The 18890-nt window shown below is 41.3% G+C and carries 11 protein-coding genes and 1 pseudogene; all 12 read right to left on the bottom strand.

What is annotated here, in order from left to right; genetic code table 11:
- Nucleotides 1-68 precede the first annotated feature (68 nt).
- Entirely contained in the window at nt 69-2108 is a 2040-nt protein-coding gene (gene metG, locus P3L47_RS07205; RefSeq protein WP_277783164.1) for a methionine--tRNA ligase, read from the bottom strand.
- A gap of 75 nt (nt 2109-2183) precedes the next feature.
- The gene (locus P3L47_RS07200; RefSeq protein WP_277783163.1) at nt 2184-2552 is read right to left on the bottom strand and encodes a HepT-like ribonuclease domain-containing protein; all 369 of its coding nucleotides are present in this window, start codon (nt 2550-2552) and stop codon (nt 2184-2186) included.
- Complete coding sequence (locus P3L47_RS07195) at nt 2545-2838, bottom strand: nucleotidyltransferase family protein (RefSeq protein ID WP_277783162.1); 294 nt, start codon at nt 2836-2838, stop codon at nt 2545-2547. Before P3L47_RS07195 ends, P3L47_RS07200 begins: the two co-directional genes overlap by 8 nt.
- Before the next feature lie 308 nt (nt 2839-3146).
- A complete protein-coding gene (locus P3L47_RS07190) occupies nt 3147-7997 on the bottom strand; it encodes an InlB B-repeat-containing protein (protein WP_277783161.1) in 4851 nt (1616 codons plus the stop codon).
- A gap of 454 nt (nt 7998-8451) precedes the next feature.
- Nucleotides 8452-8769, bottom strand: a complete 318-nt coding sequence (locus P3L47_RS07185; RefSeq protein WP_277783160.1) for a helix-turn-helix domain-containing protein — start codon at nt 8767-8769, stop codon at nt 8452-8454.
- A gap of 8 nt (nt 8770-8777) precedes the next feature.
- Nucleotides 8778-8879 (bottom strand): annotated as a pseudogene (locus P3L47_RS07180) (type II toxin-antitoxin system RelE/ParE family toxin); the annotation flags it as partial.
- Nucleotides 8880-8987: 108 nt separating this feature from the next.
- Complete coding sequence (locus tag P3L47_RS07175) at nt 8988-10640, bottom strand: PCMD domain-containing protein (protein ID WP_277783159.1); 1653 nt, start codon at nt 10638-10640, stop codon at nt 8988-8990.
- A 9-nt stretch (nt 10641-10649) separates the two neighbouring features.
- Nucleotides 10650-11390 carry a hypothetical protein gene (locus tag P3L47_RS07170; RefSeq protein WP_277783158.1) on the bottom strand — a complete coding sequence of 247 codons (741 nt, stop codon included), beginning with the start codon at nt 11388-11390 and terminating at the stop codon, nt 10650-10652.
- 8 nt (nt 11391-11398) lie between these two features.
- Complete coding sequence (locus P3L47_RS07165) at nt 11399-13678, bottom strand: DUF4493 domain-containing protein (RefSeq protein ID WP_277783157.1); 2280 nt, start codon at nt 13676-13678, stop codon at nt 11399-11401.
- Between the two features lie 9 nt (nt 13679-13687).
- The gene (locus P3L47_RS07160; RefSeq protein WP_277783156.1) at nt 13688-15001 is read right to left on the bottom strand and encodes a DUF4493 domain-containing protein; all 1314 of its coding nucleotides are present in this window, start codon (nt 14999-15001) and stop codon (nt 13688-13690) included.
- 64 nt (nt 15002-15065) lie between these two features.
- Entirely contained in the window at nt 15066-15854 is a 789-nt protein-coding gene (locus tag P3L47_RS07155) for a DUF4493 domain-containing protein (RefSeq protein WP_277783155.1), read from the bottom strand.
- A gap of 7 nt (nt 15855-15861) precedes the next feature.
- Nucleotides 15862-18627: a DUF4493 domain-containing protein gene (locus tag P3L47_RS07150; protein ID WP_277783154.1), complete on the bottom strand. Its 2766-nt coding sequence runs from the start codon at nt 18625-18627 to the stop codon at nt 15862-15864.
- Nucleotides 18628-18890: the final 263 nt, after the last annotated feature.

Here is an 18890-nt window from a genome sequence, read left to right as displayed (position 1 = left end):
AAAGGTGTGCCATTCATGCGTAAACAAGATGACACACCCTGACACCTTCATTGGAAGGTTTATTTTTCTTATTTCACTTCGCTACCCGGCTTCACTTCCTTCTCCGGAGTGATAACCGCCAGCTTGCCGTCGAAGTTTTCGGCAGACAGGATCATTCCTTCCGACACAATACCTTTCAGTTTGCGCGGAGCCAGGTTAGCGATAAAGCAAACTTGTTTACCTACCAGGTCTTCCGGAGCATAATGCTGGGCAATACCTGAAACGATCGTACGTTTCTCCAGACCGTCATCGATGCGGAACTGCAACAGCTTGTCGGCTTTCGGTACTTTCGTACATTCCAGGATAGTACCTACACGGATATCCAGTTTCGTGAAATCGTCGAACTCGATGTTCTCACGTACCGGTTTCGCTTTATAGCTGGCCTCTTCATTCGCTTTCTTTGTATCCAGCAACTTCTGAACCTGCGCTTCGATCACGCTGTCTTCGATCTTTTCGAACAACAATTCCGATTTACCCAGCTGATGACCGGCATCCAATAAATCGGTAGCCCCCAGACGATCCCAGCCTAACGGTTCCACATTCAGCATCTTGTTGAGTTTTTCCATACTGAACGGCAGAAACGGTTCGAAAGCAATGGCTAGGTTAGCCGTGATCTGCAAAGCGATATTCATGATCGTAGCCACACGTGCCATATCCGTCTTCGCCAGCTTCCAGGGTTCTGTATCCGCCAGGTATTTGTTTCCGATACGTGCCAAATTCATCGCTTCCTTCTGAGCATCACGGAAATGATATGTATCCAGCAAACGTTCTACATTTACTTTTACATCTTCAAAATCCTTCAATGTCTGACGGTCATAATCGGTCAACTCACCGGCTGCAGGCACTTTTCCTTCAAAATACTTCCCAGTCAGTACCAGTGCCCGATTCACGAAGTTACCCAGGATAGCCACCAGTTCATTATTATTGCGTGCCTGGAAATCTTTCCAGGTAAAATCGTTATCTTTTGTTTCAGGAGCATTAGCAGTTAGGACATAACGCAACACATCCTGTTTACCCGGCATATCCACCAGATATTCGTTCAACCACACCGCCCAGTTACGGGAAGTAGAGATCTTATCCCCTTCCAGGTTCAAAAACTCGTTGGCAGGCACATTCTCCGGCAGGTTGAAAGAACCTTCCGCTTTCAGCATAGAGGGGAATACGATGCAGTGGAACACGATGTTGTCCTTACCGATGAAATGTACCATCTTGGTTTCAGGATCTTTCCACCAAGTCTCCCAGCTATCCGGCAGCAATTCTTTGGTATTGGAGATATAACCGATCGGGGCATCGAACCACACATAAAGTACTTTGCCTTCAGCACCTTCCACCGGCACAGGGATACCCCAGTCCAGGTCGCGGCTTACGGCGCGTGGCTGCAATCCCATATCCAGCCAGCTCTTGCACTGTCCGTATACATTCGGCTTCCACTCCTTATGATCTTCGAGGATCCATTTGCGCAGGAACGGTTCATGTTTATCCAACGGCAGGTACCAGTGTTTGGTTTCCTTCATCACCGGCTCGCTGCCACTGATGGCAGACTTCGGATTGATCAGGTCTGTCGGGCTTAACGAAGTACCGCAGGCTTCGCACTGGTCGCCATAGGCCTTTTCATTTCCGCAATGCGGGCATGTACCGGTTATATAGCGGTCGGCAAGGAATTGTTTAGCTTCCTCGTCGTAATATTGTTCGCTGGTCTTCTCGATGAATTCACCTTTTTCGTAGAGTGTCCGGAAGAAATCCGAAGCCACCTGACGATGAGTAGACGAAGTAGTACGGGAATAAATATCGAACGTGATACCGAACTCCTCGAAAGACTTCTTGATGATACCATGAAAACGGTCCACCACATCCTGCGGTGTAACTCCTTCTTTCTTTGCCCGGAGCGTAATAGGCACACCGTGCTCATCCGATCCCCCGATCATCAAAACATCCTCCCCCTTCAGGCGAAGGTAACGGGCATAAATATCGGCAGGCACATACACCCCGGCCAGATGTCCGATATGTACCGGCCCGTTCGCATACGGCAACGCCGTAGTAATCAGCGTTCTCTTAAACTGTTTTTCCATACCTTGTGTTCTCTTTTTGAGGGGCAAAGGTACGGAAATATTTGCGAAATATAATTAGGTAAATATCAATTATACTTATAAGTCAGTCCTCATCTGACGGATAGTCATTAACAAAGGAGCTAAATCTTGCTTTATTACATTAAATATTTCTTCTTCGTCTATCCGATGGTATTCATGTGCAATAATATCCCGTAATCCCATAATTCCAGTCCAAGGAACAGCCGGGTAACGTTTCAAATAAGAATGTTCCGTTTTATTATCAATAGTCTTGACGCTTTCTCCTATAAAAATCAACTGCATACAGATACCACTTAATAAAAAAGTGCCTTCTTGATCCAACAAGAAATCATCCGGTTTATTAACAAGATCGGCCTTGCTCTGAATCAGCAGAATGGCATCTTCTATCCGATCCAATATTGCCTTGATGCGAACTTTATCAAACATACAACAAATCTTTAGAGATATTTTGCAAAAAAGAAGTATCAACAAGCTGTTTACGAAGACGAATAATATCTACTTTACAACCGAACAAAGCCTCTAACTCTTGCTTCATACGACAGCGCAATAAGATATCGGCTTTACCTTCATAGGCAACATCTATATCACTGGAATCAGTCTGTTCACTACGAGCCACAGAACCAAACAGAGCCATCCGGACTACTCCATAAGCTTTTGCCTTATTTTGGAAATAATCTCGTAATAATTCAATATATTCTTCTTTCGATCGCATAAACATACTTTTTACAAAAGTAATAAAACGTTCTCTTTTTGAGGGGTAAAGGTACGGAAATATTTGATTAGATGGAAAAGATTGGTTTCCTTTGTGATATGATAGCATCAACAATTATAATAACACCAGCAGTCGCTGTTTTTCGGAACAATCTTTTTAATAGCTTAATAATGTTTATTAGGATTATCCTCTGCCGCAAAGATGGAAGGGATTTCTTGCGTAAACTATTCAAGGCACTTTTCTAACCAAAGAATAAAGAGAGTTTAATATCAGGGAGTAAAGGCCTTCAAACCTTTGCTCCTTTTTCTTTACCGAACAACGACTTTCACCGGTTGTCCGTCACCCACTTTCACCAAATAAGCTCCCGACGGAAGCGAACTAGTATACATCCCTGCAGGAACTGTAAGGGTACGGAACAAAGAACCTTTGTAATCCCAGATATATAACAGGGAAGTTTCCGGCACTTCAATAAACAAAGTAGAACCGGATACTTTCATCCGTACTCGCTCCGTATCAACCAATTCATTATCGACAGTCGATTCTGTTCCGACGAAACAGGCTTTTACTTCCGTATCAGAGGCGACCGTATACGGATAAGGATTCAGGGTGTTGCCATCCCACCATTTGACAAACAACATGCCGGAAGCCGCCTCCGCCTTCAACTGGACTTTATCCCCATGAGTAACCTTACCTGCCGGAACGGCAGATACCGTACCACCGTTAGTCTGGCTCACTGTAACCTCGTAGCTATTTAGTTTCAGTCCCGATACTTTCACCGTTATACCGTCTTTTTCCACCGGCAAATTATATATATAGGTCTTTGTCTCAGATGCTGCGCGTAAAGAAGTTTCAGGAGTCAGCACCTTGTCATCGGCTGTCAAAACGACCTCGCTCTGGCTATAAGCAGGAAGCAAAACGACTTTCAATTGCACAACGTCACCACTCTTCACTGCATCCATATTCGAATTGGCTCCCGTAATACCGGCTCCCGGTGATTGATTCAGGATCACCTTTGCATACGCAGCGTCTTCCTTATCTGTAAACAGAGGTATCAGCTGGGCTGCATCCACTGCCGTTGCCATTCGGGGATTATCCGTCTTTCCGTCCGTCCATTTACTAAAGATTTTGCCTTCGGGCGCTTTCGCCTGAAGCAAAAGCATCGTTTCTTCAAATAGCCCCTGACCGGCTACGTCGGACATCGTTTCAACAACTTTCGCCGTCACATGATCCGGCAATGTCAGCTTTATGGAATCCCGGACAATACCATCAACCGAGATGCTGATGTTCTTATTTATATGGTAGATCGCATATCCTCCTTTATTCTTCGTCAACTCTTCACCATTGGCACGAACAACCAAATTTCCTTCACGGTATCCTTTAGCGAGAACCAGGTAGAACTTAAACGTTCCGTCTTTCTTCACTTCGGTAGAATAACCGGAGAACGGTTTCACGGTCACTCCTTCCATCTGCGGCAAAGTCATCATATACGACTTATAATCAGAGATGAAACGGGCAGAAATAGTCGTATCCCTGCTAACCGTCAGGTTCAGCGGGTTGCTTTGGCTGCCGGTATTCCATTGCAGGAACTTAAAGTCCTCATCAGCAACTGCCGTGATCGATACCGATGATCCGTATCCAACTTCCGAAGTCGTTTCGTCCGCACCATCGGTAAACTTGACCTGTCCGTTCTCTGTCTGCTGCAATGTAACCGTACAGGTTTTAGCTTTCAGACCGGAGACAGTCACCGTAATATCGGACGAGCAGTTCGTTAACGTATAAAGCCCGGAAGCATTCCCCGTAATCGTCGAATCATTCGCCGAGACAACCATTGAGTCAAGATTCGTATAATAGTTTTTATCCACCGTCAGCATAAACTCAAAAGAACCTCCGGTTGTGGTAGCCGTTACCACATCGCCACCGGTAGGGTTGGTTGCTTTCACACCTAAAGGGAGATCGAAGGTCAGGGAAATCTTTCCATTATCGAAGATGATATAACGTGTTGTCACCCCATCCCGATAACCATCTTTCTTTGCAATAGCCTCCAAAAGAACCGTATCTTTAGCACTTTCAACCAGGAACTCTCCCGAATAAGCCTTCTCCGGCGAACCGTCCAAACGGTAATATAACGTTGTCGCCTCATCCGTTTTCTCCAACTGCACTTTCACATTTTCTCCCTTCGGAAATTTATCCATGCCGGCAGGGGAAAGGATTATTTTAGGGGCAGGGGCTGCCGGTACAGATGAGATTGTGAACTCTGCCGTGATCTTCAAATCTTTCTCCGGCATTACCACTGTTTGCGGACTGGTCGTATAAGTAGTCCCGTTTACTGTCAATTGTTTCAATACATAATCAGATGTTGCCGGAGTAGCCGTAACAACCAACGATTCACCTTTACCAACCATCGCCCCAGAAGCGACTGCATTTCCATTATGAGTAACTGCAATCTTTCCATTCGACGGTTGAGATACGATTACTTGATAACCACGATCCCAGGTGGCGTAAAAGGTTTTGTTACCAGATGAACCTTTTTCTATTGCAGGAGAAGAAACCGGTATAGTCAAACGGTCATCTGCATACCAACCAGCAAAAGTAAATCCATTACGGTTCGGTGCAGGTAATTTTTCAATTGCACTTTCATAAGTATAAGTTACCGGAACATTTGCTCCTGCAGGAAACTCACCATAATACTTGTCTAACTCTATTTTATAATCAGTTAATTTCCACTTTGCATAAAGCGTATAATTTCCGCTTTTATTTACAGGAATTTTATCTCCGCAGGCATCCTTACAGTCTGCATCATAGCACCATCCAACAAAATCATAGTGAGACTTTCTTGGTTTAGCTTTGAGTTCCGCAGCTTCACCATAGATGTATGTTTGAGTTTTCGTACTACAAGTACCACCTTGGGGATCAAATGTCAAAGTATATTTCTTCGGTGTCCACTTTGCATAAAATGTTTTGTTCTCTATTGAATTTTGGGGAATGGCATCTCCTGCAGAATTTGTTAATGACGGATCAATAAACCAACCGGCAAAATCATAATGCTCTTTTGCAGGAATAGGTAAAGTCACTGTTATTTCATAAGTATAAGAAGAAGGTGAATTTGAAGGATTCGTACCTCCATTCAATATATATTCTATTCCATAAGAGCACAATTCCCACTTTGCTTTCAACACTATTGGTTCTCCATTCGCAGGAATAAAAGTCATCAATTTATCACCACTATACCAACCTTTAAATACATACCCTTTACGGGTTACCTTTGGCATTTCATTCTCTGTAATCCCTTTTTCTAGTTTATATTTACTATTATCAACAGGTTTATCTCCACCGGAAATAAACATAATTCCCTTATTCTCTTCCCATTTTGCATATGCGGTAAAAGACATCTTACGTCCACCATCTGTTTTTAAACCACCCGCAACAGGAGCCTCAACCAAAGGCTGTCCTGAATAAGTTGGATCCAAATACCAAGCACTAAACACAAATGCCTCTTTTGTCAACTCCAAAGAAGTTGGAAGCGTTGCCCTTTCTAAATAAGAATAAGTAATCGGATTCTGTCCTTTATAATCTCCACCCTTCAATTCATATTTCAAGGTGTATTGAATTGGAGTCCAAGAGGCATAAACCTCTTTATTCCCGATTCCGGATATCTGAGTAACTTTATTTCCTTTTCCATTAGTTTCAGTTCTCCAACCTTCAAAAATATATCCTTCCTTCTGAAAATCATCTAAAATAATCGTTTGTCCAGTTTTATATTCAAGCTTTTTAATTTGACTCTTCCCATCCTCTTCTTTACATATTATAGTATAAGTAAGCGGATCCCATTTAGCTGTAAGTTTCATCGTTTTCGGACTATTTACAGGAATAGCCTCAACTTTTGTATCTCCATCATACCAACCTACAAAAGAATAGCCTTCACTTTCGCGACTGGCAGGCTCAGGGAGTTGCGTATCTGTTGCATTTACTGAATATGTTATTGGATTTATAACCTCGTTTGTTTTAGTATCAAAAGAAAGAATATACTCTGTCGGTTTCCACCTTGCAGTAACATTATAAGTTTGAGTAGACTCATATTTCTTAATCCTATCATACACTATTGACTGTATTTGATTTCCTTCATCATCAAACCAACCTACAAAATCATAATAAGGCTTGATTGCAGAAGCCAAAGATTCTGAGCCCTTTGTTATATCATATTCTGTTATCATATTGGGGTTAGTCGCTCCGTCTATGTCTTTATATACAATTTTATATTCAATAGGTGACCAAGTTGTAGTCAGTGTAATAGTATGAGTATCACTAGTCACATAAGGATAAGGCAGATCTGTTGCTGCTGAAATATTAATCGTAGAAGATCCATCATTATAAGTCCACTGATTTGTATACCCCTCTCTCTCTACAGTGGCTAATGGTTGTATTACATTATCAAAAATATCTAACGCCTTATAAGATTTAACATGTGTTGAAGATGTTATAGTCCCATCTATTACTTTGTAATCCAAAATGTAAGTAATAGGATGAACCGTGACAGAACCCTCTATTGTTTTTGTATTTACATTACCTACAGCATTCCCATCTTTCTTTAAATAAGAACCTTTAAGAAAATTATTAATAGTCGTTCCATTTGACCAAATAGCATAATTCTTCCCCAAATTACGAGCTCCTGTTCCTACAAAATTACCACTAACTATATAGAGAGTTCCACTATAGAACTGTATACCTGTTGCATCTTTTGAAGAACTAGAATTTGTATATCCTGATATTGTACAATTTTCAATTACAACATTTCCTCCACTCACATCAAGACCAGAGCCATAGCCTCCAAAAGCAGCCTTGTTTTGTTTTGTAATTATTGATCCATTTTTTATAGTTATCTTTCCATTCGTACACTTTACACAAATTATATCACCTGCTTTTTCCTCACGCCTTAGAGTTTTTCCTCCCAAATCTAATGTTAGACTTTTTGATATCGTCAACTCATAGTCAATATTAATCTCATTCATTAAAAGAACACTTTCTCCGTTTTCTATAGCTGTCTTTAACTCATCTTTATTGTAAACTTTTGTTTGTGCTTCTCCTCGCCATGTCATCATCAATAATAAAATAAGCAATAAACTCCGCCACAATATCCAACTATTTCTTTCCTTCTTCTTCATATCTTTTCTTATATTTCCTTTCGAAAGCCTTTTCCTTCTCTTCCAAAAGGAAAAGATTTTCGAATGTATTTTTTTTTGTTCCTAATCTGTTTTTATTTTATATCGAATGGTTAGTGTGTCAAACCCACTCCCTGTCATCCCGGGCTTGCCCCGAGATCGCATCCTACACTGGTTCTAGATTTAGTATAAGAGGCGGATCAAGTCCGCCATGACAGAACCTCTGTTTTGACACAATCCCATTATTTTATTCTTAATCAACCGTTCTATGAAGTATTGAAGCAAGCAAAAACTTACTTAGTAAGTAAGCCTTCGGTTACTCGGTAAGTAAACCGCCAGCTACTTATTAAGTAAGTTTCTATCTACTTATCGAGTAAGCTTGATCTTACTTAATAAGCAGGTTTTCTTCTGAATTTGGAATCAGAAAGGAAGGAACTATTTTTTATCGAGAAGGTATTTACCAAAGAGCGACCTTGCCCAATGAACCTAAATCAAGGTTTGCCGATTTTACACCCATAGCTCTAAAAGCTCGGACAATCGTTGAGAAATTGACGCTTTTTCCACTTTCTATTTTGGATATTTGCGCCCTCTTGACACCCATCAATTCACCCAATTGCTCTTGAGTGAGATTCTTGGCTTCACGAGTTCGCTTAATGGCCTCCCCAATTAGGAAATTATTTATGTTATCCTCATACTTTTCTCGTTCCGGAGTACCTCGAACACCGATTACCCGATCTAACATTTCCTCATGAGTATACAATTTCATTTGTTCCATATTCCTTATTATTTAGATTCGAAATATCGTTTCCTAATTTCTTTTGCCTTTACAATCTCCTTTAGTGGAGTTTTTTGAGTTTTCTTAATAAAACCATGAATAGCAAAGATAGCAAAACGTTCCCTTTTAGGAAACATTCTTGACTGTTTTTATTCCAGAATCTTCCTGCATTCCAAATCCCATTACTTCAAAGAACAATTCGATGGATAATTCTCCATCTACTCAAACACCAACTCCAACTCATCCAGCAACAACACGCTACTCGTACTGCCTGTAAAGTAATCACCATACTTACTGGCGGAAGCGACGATCAATATATAAGTCGGTTTTGTTGTTTGATCACGATATTCCATGTCGATGCGGAACTGGGTGTAATCTTTGACAGTTTCCCCCTGAACCAGCTGACCGAAGGCGAGCAGATTCTCATTGTTCCAGGTCAGGTCGACAAATGTTCCGGTATTCGTATTGACTGGGAACGGAGATGTCCAGCCGGAAAACAAAGCCATATAAATATGGCAAGAATCCTTACGCCCTTCCAGCTCCTTATACGGATTTTTCGCTTTATCGATGGTACCGGAATTGTATTTATAATAGCCACGCAAAGCAGATGGACGACCCGTATACGGACGACCGAAGTTCAACGAAGCACCACTCAGCCCTTCAACCTTACCAAAAGTCCCGGTATACAAACTACCGGCGGCAAACACACCGGCTACCGTTTTACTTTCTAGACGGGCGGCTTTTCCCTTTACAACATCACTGGTTTCCGGAGAAGTCGGATTCGCTTCACCTACGGCATTCGAGCCTTTGTTTCCTGAATCCCAGAAATAATTTTCCGGAGTCAGATCGAGGTCGGCATACCAGCTTTTGCCATCTTTAAACCAATCGTCCAACGAGAGGTTCGGCACCAACTCCACCGCCTCCGTCGTAAATGTTTTGATATCCTCGGATGCACCGTCCACCGTTAACTGATATTCATACTCCATACCCGGTTTAAGATGCGTAAAGACCAACGTGAAGTTTCCTTCTTCATCTATCTCTATTTCGCTGGAAAGCACTTCCTCCCAGCCTTCTTCCGAATCAGCCTTTGTCTCCGCCTGCGGTTTACCGCGATAGCGAGCCGAAACCTGTCCGGTCAATGTCTTACCCGTCACAACCGCTCGTTTTGCCCATGCCGACAAAGAGGTGAACGACATTCCGGCAGGCGGATACGCCACACTCACGGTCCATTCTTCCGTTTCATCAAAAGCGGATACCTGGAAAATACGAGGACGGGTAAAATCGGTTACCTCCGACGGTTCAGGTGTCGTTTTTGCAATGCTGCTACCTAACTGGAAGGTCTCTATTTTCACATTACGCAAAGAAGGCTGGGCTGTTGAATCCACATATATAATTACATTATGCGTATCAGCATCGATCAGGGAAGCCCCCAGCTGGTTTGCAACAGTTACTTTACGCAGTATATCATGTACCACCGTCACTTTCCAGGGATAATCCTGATACAAACGAAGCAGAAAAGAAACCGGTTTCTTAAAGTTCATTCGCGTATTGACCGTCTCGGGCAGACTGTCTACCGACACAAATCCGGTATCCGGAAAATGCAGAAAGTCTTTGCAAGCTACAGAATCCGGTATAACGGTCATGCCCGAAGTAACGACCAGCTTTTCCACTCTCAGGTTCCTCAGGTCCAATGTATCCGCCACCTTTACAGAGACGGAAGCCGAAGTCTTATCGATCTTTACCGAAGTCTGTCCTTCAACGGCAAACTCTTCGATAATCCCTTCGATAGTAGGATAAGGCAGATCGTTTTCCACACAGCCTGTCAGCAGCAGACCTACTAAAAAACACCAGATACTATTTCTTCCCTTCATGCCCTGTTTTTACAAATAAAAGACAATACCTAAATCGATCGACAACAGATTGATCTTGAAATTAGCGGAACTTGCCGTGCGTTTCCCTTTATATACCTGATCTTTTGTCTGATCATACCAGTTGAAGTTCAAACCTGCCACACTAACCGAAGCCTCAGCTGCCACATAATCGTTAATAAAGACAGTCAGACCGGGAGCCACACCGATATTCAGGTTATGCTTTAACTGATACATACCGGAAAGATCGATTCCTGTACCTGAGCTACTGTTACTTTCTGAATAGCCATACGACACACGCGCCTCATTAAACAATCCGAAACGCTTGCTGTCTCCCAAATTCAAATAGGTACGAAGAAAGATCGCCGCCGTATATGTATTGGATACAGACTTAAAATTATCGACATCAAAGCTCAGATCGTCACCCAGTTCCAGAGATATATTACCTATATCCGTATTGGTACGTGAATAGGAAAAGCGACCGCCGATACTAATATTGTCGCGAATAAAATAACTCACCAACGGAGTCACCTTAAAGGTATACCCTTCGCTATTAATATCCTTCAACACAGATAAAAACTCAAAGTTTTCATCCACATGTTCGCTATAGGAAAACGTAGTACCCACCATCCATTGCCCTTTCGGGATAAAAGTTTTCATCAGAATACCCCGGTCATACTTGTTCTCCTTTGCCTTCGCCGGCAATGAAAAACAGATAATTAATAAAACGGTTAAAGATAAGAATTGCTTCATATTTATAATTAGTCGTTAATATTTATAGCTTTCATATCTTTCAAATTCGTATTGGAAAAAGAAGCAGGGTCATAATCATAATCCAACTCAAATTCATCAATATACAAACAACTACCAATAGCTCCCGTAAAATAATCACCATAACGACTGGAAGTTGCAACTATGACAATATAATATTGTCCTGTCCTAGGAATAGCGTCATCATACTGTAATGAAATTTCAAAAGGAGCATAATCATTTTGTATACCTTCCACATCTTTCCCCGTTTCATTTTTCGTATCAGTTATAATATATTCACCATAAGCAAAAGCATTTGCATTTGCTTTATTAAAAGACATAATTGTACCACTGGTTTTAGATACGACTTCAAATTGTTTTGGGATCAGTGCAATATAAATAATTGCCTGGTCTTTTTTCCCATCCATCTTCACCGGGCAACGAGAGTCTATTTCTTTACTAGAATCATCAATTGTTTCTGGAATATACTTGTAGAATCCTCTCAATTTTGTAGGATAACCTTGAAAAGGCTGCCCATAAGTCAATACAGCACCTTTACTTGAAACTTCTTTAGGACTTCCGCTATAAACACTACCTGCAGCAAAAGCCCCCATACCTGCAGCACTAGGATATTTAGATATTAATCTTGCAGCCTTTTTAGAAATAGAAAGAGCTATCACATCTTCAACACTTTCTGTCAATATTTCTTTTGTAGCCATAGCACCTAAATTTCCCGAATTCCAATAAGTATTATTAGGATCTTTATTAGGAGAAATATATTTTTTATTTCCACCTACGATAGGGGCATCCAAATAACCAGAGGTTTGATCCGTCCAGTCTTCAAACTTCAAATTCGGAACAGCTGAAGGAGCACTTAAAACGAAAGATGAAGTATTACAATTCATGGTTGGATCTGTATCAGAAGTCAACCAATAAGTATATTCCACTCCAGTCTCCAGTCCTATAACCAAAGCAGAGACATCATCCCCGGATCTTGTAATAGACTTAATATCAATCACACTGCCATCTTCAGACTGAAACTTAAAATAAATATCTTCTGTCGAACTATTACCTTTTAACAATGCAAAAGTATTCCAGCAGTATGGTTTTTCAACAGAAGCCGCCACATCCGGCATCATCTTAATAACAAAAGTAATCGAAGTTTCCTGATACTTGTCATCCAAGATATCTACCTTAAAGGTATATTCTGTCGGCTGTTCATTCAGACATTCCAAATGTTGTACAATAGTCGATAAATCCATTCGATAAGCAGTATAACGAGGGTCATCAGTTTCTACTGAAGAGCCAGGTACAGCTGGGAAACCGATTCCGTTTCCTTCACCTTTTGTTATATCGAAACGTGATACTCCCGTAGGCGAATCCATCGTCACCACAAACGACTGCAAAGTATTCTTACTACCTAATATATAATCCAACGAGATAGTATTCGAAGCAGGATTCTGATTTTGTACAGTTCTCTTAAAGGTATAAACACCACCCGTGAATGCACCACCTAACTTAGCAGACGGTTCGCCTATATTAGTCAGTTCCTCTTCCTTAACGAATATATTATAAGTAATCTCCTGGTGTTCTTTATCCACATCGACATCCACATCAGCACCCGCCTCATCATCCGTATTACCATTTGAAATGGTAAACTTAAACGTATAATGATACTGTGGTTCGATATCCGGATACACTTTCTTTATAACAAACTCATTCCCATCGTTATTCACCAGTTTCAACAGGACAGTCAATTTCTCCGGTGTAAAGAAACCAGCCCGATACTCATCACGAGTATAGAGCAATGCACCGGACGGGGTACTGACAGTAGTCTGATAATCCGTAAAATACTCATTCAAATCATCTGCATAAACAACGGAAACTTTCGTATTCGCAATCGTACAAGTCACTTTCGTATTGGTAATCTCTCCTTGTTTTACTTCCACCTCTTCCGATCCCTGATACAACGGCGTTTCCCAGGCAACACCATCCGCTCCATTGGAACGGACAGCCACCGTATACTTACCTACCGGAAGTACTAAACGTTGTCCTTTCACTTCCGTCAGATAATCGTTATAGACTTTCAACGTATCCTCTTCTCCCTGCAGGATGGCGACCTGTAAAGATTCATAAGTCACTTCCGACGTGGCACGTGTTTGTAAAGTCTGATCTTCCTCCACATTCAGATACAAAGTTCCGGTAGGAACCAAATTGCCATCTTCATTGCAGGAAGCCAGCAAACCGATTAACAGGCATAAACTATACCAAACTTTTATATAGTGTTTCATACGATTTCCTTATTTCTTTGACAACTTTATAACAGCACTCGTACTTTCCCCATTCTTATCTTTCAGCTTGATGTTAAATGAGTTGCTCTTGTCCATCATCTCCATAAACGGAGATATGTCAAATTTCAAATTACCTTTTTCACCTTTGGAAGGCACAACCAAGGTCTTACCCATTTCAGACAAAAGACCGTTGACTTCAGCAATAGAAGCAGCATCCAGCAAATCCAATGACAGATTAATATCAGAACCTATCGATACATCCACATCCAAACCTGCCAAACCGGTAGGAAGATACAAGTTAATAACAACTTTAGAACTACTTGTCACCGTCTGCGTTTTACCTAAATCAAATGACTTGCCATTCAACGTTCCGGTAATCGCGATCTTCTTTTGAACATCGTCATCCCCTTTATTATCATCGCCACCATTATTATCATCACCTCCATTATCCGGCTTATCCGATTCCTCAAAATGAGACGGTACTTCAATGATATAATCCTTCTCGATCAAAGACACATCGACTTTGAGAACAGGTGCATTCACAGGGACATCCGGTACATTGGAGTCATCACCGTCATCGGGATCGTCCGGATCATCGGGTTCTTCCGGTTCTTCCGAATCGTCACCACCTCCTCCATGATCAGGATCACCATCCGGCACAGTCGGAACTGTACCCAATTCGATCAGTACATTGTTATGATTCAATATCTGATCATCTTTCGAAAAGTCATGCGAATACGTATGTACGGTATTATCGTGCGTAGTAGCATACATGGTAAAACGTAATGTACCTGTATTCTTCAGGTAAGCAATACGGGCTTCATCTTTCTTGAGTGTTAGCACACCGACACCATTATCGATAACGATGGAATAATCTTCTTTAAACTGTGAATAAAACTCGTCCGAGCAAGCAAACTGTACCTTTTTATTCTGAAGGTTACATTGAGTAACCACCTTTGCCACCTCTTTTTCAGTAACCTTACAAACCGTATCACCTGCATAATAAGGAGAGTTGAAACCGGCATTCAGGTCCGATCCCATAGCTGCCCGAACGGAATATGTACCGACAGGCAACAACAAACCGCCTTCATCTCTCATAGCGGCATACGATTCATAATATTTTACCGTTTCACCCAAACTGTCGGCAATAGTTATAGAGAAATTATCCGGATTCAACAAATCCTCTTCCCCATCATCATCCCCCTTTGTATTAGGAGCTTTCGCTTCTTTCTCTGCCTTTACTTCCAGATCCAGCAGACCCACATTTTCATATGAGGGAGTTTCTTTATCCGAATCTTTTCCTCCCAACAGGTCTTTCTTCATTTCGCATGAAAAAAGAAAAGGAAGAAGAAACAAAACAATTGTAAGTATACGTATGTATTTCATTTTATTCCTGATCAATAAGCGTTACTGTTCGTAAGGATAGTTTTTCAGGGGTTTCACCTGCATCCAGATTAATGATATAATATTCGCCTAACTTCGGAGAAGTAGCCGGATTATTATCATCATTCTTTACACGATAAGTACGTTCGGGATACCACTTATCATCACCCAAACGGACTTTTACCTTTACCACTAATTCATCGCAAGCGTCTATGAAATAACCTACATCCGTCTTTTCTTTCGAGAACGTCCAGTCGGCTACCCCGTTAGATACTTTCACTTCGTAATCGTAGTTATTCGGCTGTTCTTCCAGCTTCTTTTTGAATTGTTCGGAGAGAGCCAATTCGACACCGATACTCTGAAACGTACATTTCAAAGCCACATTAGTCGTTGTCTTTTCTTCAATAACAAACTCCTGCTGTTCTACAAAATAAGGCTTGTCGGAGACTTTCGTTTCTCCCAATTTATAGGAACTGGCAATCGCTGAATAATCTCCACAAGGAAGAATCAACGGAAGACCGGCGGCCTTCATATCAGTGAAAGTATCGAACTCTTTCACTGCCGCACCATTCTCATCCAGGATTCCGACATAAAAATTATCTGCCTCTATATCGGTAAAGTCCGCACTCTTCGTAATCACCGGAATAGTGATCTGCGTAGGAGTGTTATTCTTTAAACTCAATCCACCTGTACCATCGACATAAGACGATCGGTTCATTTCCGCATCTTCACCGCAGGATGTAAAAGCGGTGAAAAGAGGGAATAGTAAGGTGTATAATAATATCTTTTTCATATTTTGATTATTCGTATATTAGTTCGACGTTGTCAATGTATAAATTACTGCCTGTGTACTCGCCGTTGCTGACATTTTGGGCATTAGGTTTCACTGGAAAATCTGAGACTCCATAATCACCAGCTTGACCTGAGACAAAACGTATAAACATAGTTCCTGCTTTCGCTGCACCTTGCTTATAATCCAAATAGACAACTTGTCTCTTCCAATCGCTAGTAACTTCCGAAGAAGTAAACGTTTTTACAACAATATCATTCTCCTTTTCATCTTTAACTACGATCTCTGCAGTAAATGTATCACTGGACTTCATTAGATTTTCATATTTGTAATAAAATGCAAAACCTGTAGGACGAGAAGTAAAAGGTATACCATATTGTGCACCTCCATTGTAAGAGCCAAGATATAGTTCACCAGGTGTGCTATTTTCAACTTTAGCTCCAATTTGTGTGAATCCTAAATCGAAAGCTGCCGCAGAACCTATTCCCCAACCTACCGTACGAATCAGGGCTGCATTACCGGAAAAACCGGCATCTGACTTTATTGTTCCTGAGTTTGCAACATAACGTGTCCATTTCTTATTACCGGTTGCATCCCCTATCTTTATTCCATCATTTTTAGTTTCACCACTCGAAGTTGTAAGCTCATTAAGAGTATTCCAATCTGATGCTAATTGCCAAATTTCCCAGCAACGATAAGGTTCAGCAAGAGGTCCGACACTTGATGTCAAATCTGCAATCGCAAATTTTATCTCCGTATCATATCCAGGCAAAGTTGATTGATTATTATCAGGTTTAATACTCCAATCTTCCAACGGATCAATTAACTTGCCATTACTGAATCCTTGCATCTTTTCTGTCATCAAATCTTTACTATCAGTAAAACGCTCATAAGAAGAATTCAAATTATAAACCGCCCTAACTGAATATAACGATGAAGCTTCCAAGCCTTTCAATGTATCTACATACTGAACAAATCCGTCAACGGCATCTCCGTCAGGTTTCAATCCAGATGACGTAACTGATAACCAACTCGAACTAACCGATTTATATTGGAAACTCAAATGCTTCACATTTGCTTGTTCTGCCAATTTCGCTCGCAACACAATACGTTTAGCAAACGCATCATTTTCCGTCGTCTCCAATGTAAGCTCAGGTACATGTACCGTTACTATTTTTGTCAACTTATCTTCTTTATTCTTCTTATCTTTCAAATAGAACGTAAACGTATAATCCTTACTACCTGTTTCCGGAGCTTTTAATAGAGTTGTAAAAGATTTAGGGAAAGCAAGTACCGCATTTGCACTATTTGTAATCTCTGTTTCTACACCCAAAGCTTGCTTTAATGCTTCTCTTCCAGCCTCTGACATAAAGGCATATTCAACATTTGATGTTCCATCATTCACAACGACCTTCGTTTGTTCTTCATCGATCAAACCGGTAGCCGTAAATGACAACATCCAATCAGCCGCCAGTTCATCACCCTCTACTATTTCAAACTTTTCGTCATCAGGCTTTGCTATTATCTGCGGAGCCTCAGCCGGCAATACTTTTGCATCAAAAGTTATAACATTCGACTCTTTAGCCTTTCCGGTAGCATCCGTTCCATAAATCTTATAATGGTAAATATATGAGTCTTTATCAGAAGAAGGCAAACTGTTCAGACCTTCTTTCAAATAAAGCACGCTCGCTTTTTTCTTGGACATATTGACATCGGTTTCTTCACCGACTGTCCAGGTATAATGGTTTTCTTTGGCCGCTTTTACTCCTGCATCAGTGGCAAGATTATAGATCGTTGCATCCTCTTCATCTTCTCCATCCTTCCAATATTTGATATTCAGAGAACCTATACCACCTGCCATATTTATCCCGATATAAGGATTCTCTTCAAACAGTCCTGATCGAAACTCGAACTCATCTCCATCGGCAAACTCTATAGCCGTCAGCGTCGGCTCCTTAAACGGCTTCCACATAAAATCCGGAATCTCCGTCGTCATCGTCACTTCCTCCATCGTATCATCCAATACAATGTCCAGCCCGATTCCATCCAGCGCTTCTCCATCCGTCTTGAACACCAGACGGACATTCTGCCGGCGTTCCAGCTTCAATGCAGTCGGTACGTAATATGTTTTCTCCGTCTCTTCAGTTATTTTCTTCAGTTTGATACCGATAGCGATATTCGTTCCGTCCTTGTCCACCTGCATATATGCCGGACGCGTTTCGCCTTTGACAATCTCTAAATCAGCCGTCGTATACGAAGAACTCAGCAAAACGGTATAATCGGAATATGCTTCCTTAAAATCATCGGTATATTCAGCCGTGATCCGTGCATTCCCCAATGTCGCCGTCACCTCCAGCGGCGTACTCATCCCCTCTTTTACGGTAAAGGCAGTACTCCCCTCGAAATAAGGATTCTCAAATTCAGCAGGGAGATTGTTCCCTTTGGAGGCAACCAGGGTGTAAGCACCTTCGGGCAGTTCGATCTCAGACGGCATCTGGTCGAAGCGGTCGTATGATTTTGTGGTGTCTTTGTCGGTAACAATCAATATCCGATAATCTTCTGTAGTAAGGAATTGCGTGAACTCGTCCGAAACCGCTTTGGTGATACCCGAGTCGATACCTTTCTTCAGGGAAGTGGTATCAGCGGTCAGACTCAAACGTAGTTTTCCCGATTTGGAAGAATGACCTTCCTCATCACAAGCAGACAGACTTAATATTAATACAGAAATATACGTAAACAACGCCATAGCTCTCGCAGAACTATGTCTTCTCTTCATTTCCATTTCCCTCTTATATCTATTTTATGGTTATTTCCTAACCTTAATATTATATACTAGTACCTATGCATTTTTTATCGGGGACAAATTAACTCCGAATTTCGGAACCTCACAAGGTCTATTTATACGATTTGCTGTCCTTTTTTTTAGACATGTCTTAAAACATATTAACTAACTTTCTTTATTATATATGATATGGTACAGAAAGGAGATATTCCAGTGTTCTATTTATAAGAAAACAGATCAGCCTTTGAAAAATAATG

Origin of the sequence: Parabacteroides chongii (genome assembly GCF_029581355.1) — a bacterium.
Taxonomy (GTDB): Bacteria; Bacteroidota; Bacteroidia; order Bacteroidales; family Tannerellaceae; genus Parabacteroides; species Parabacteroides chongii.
This window is presented reverse-complemented; position numbering and strand designations above follow the sequence as displayed.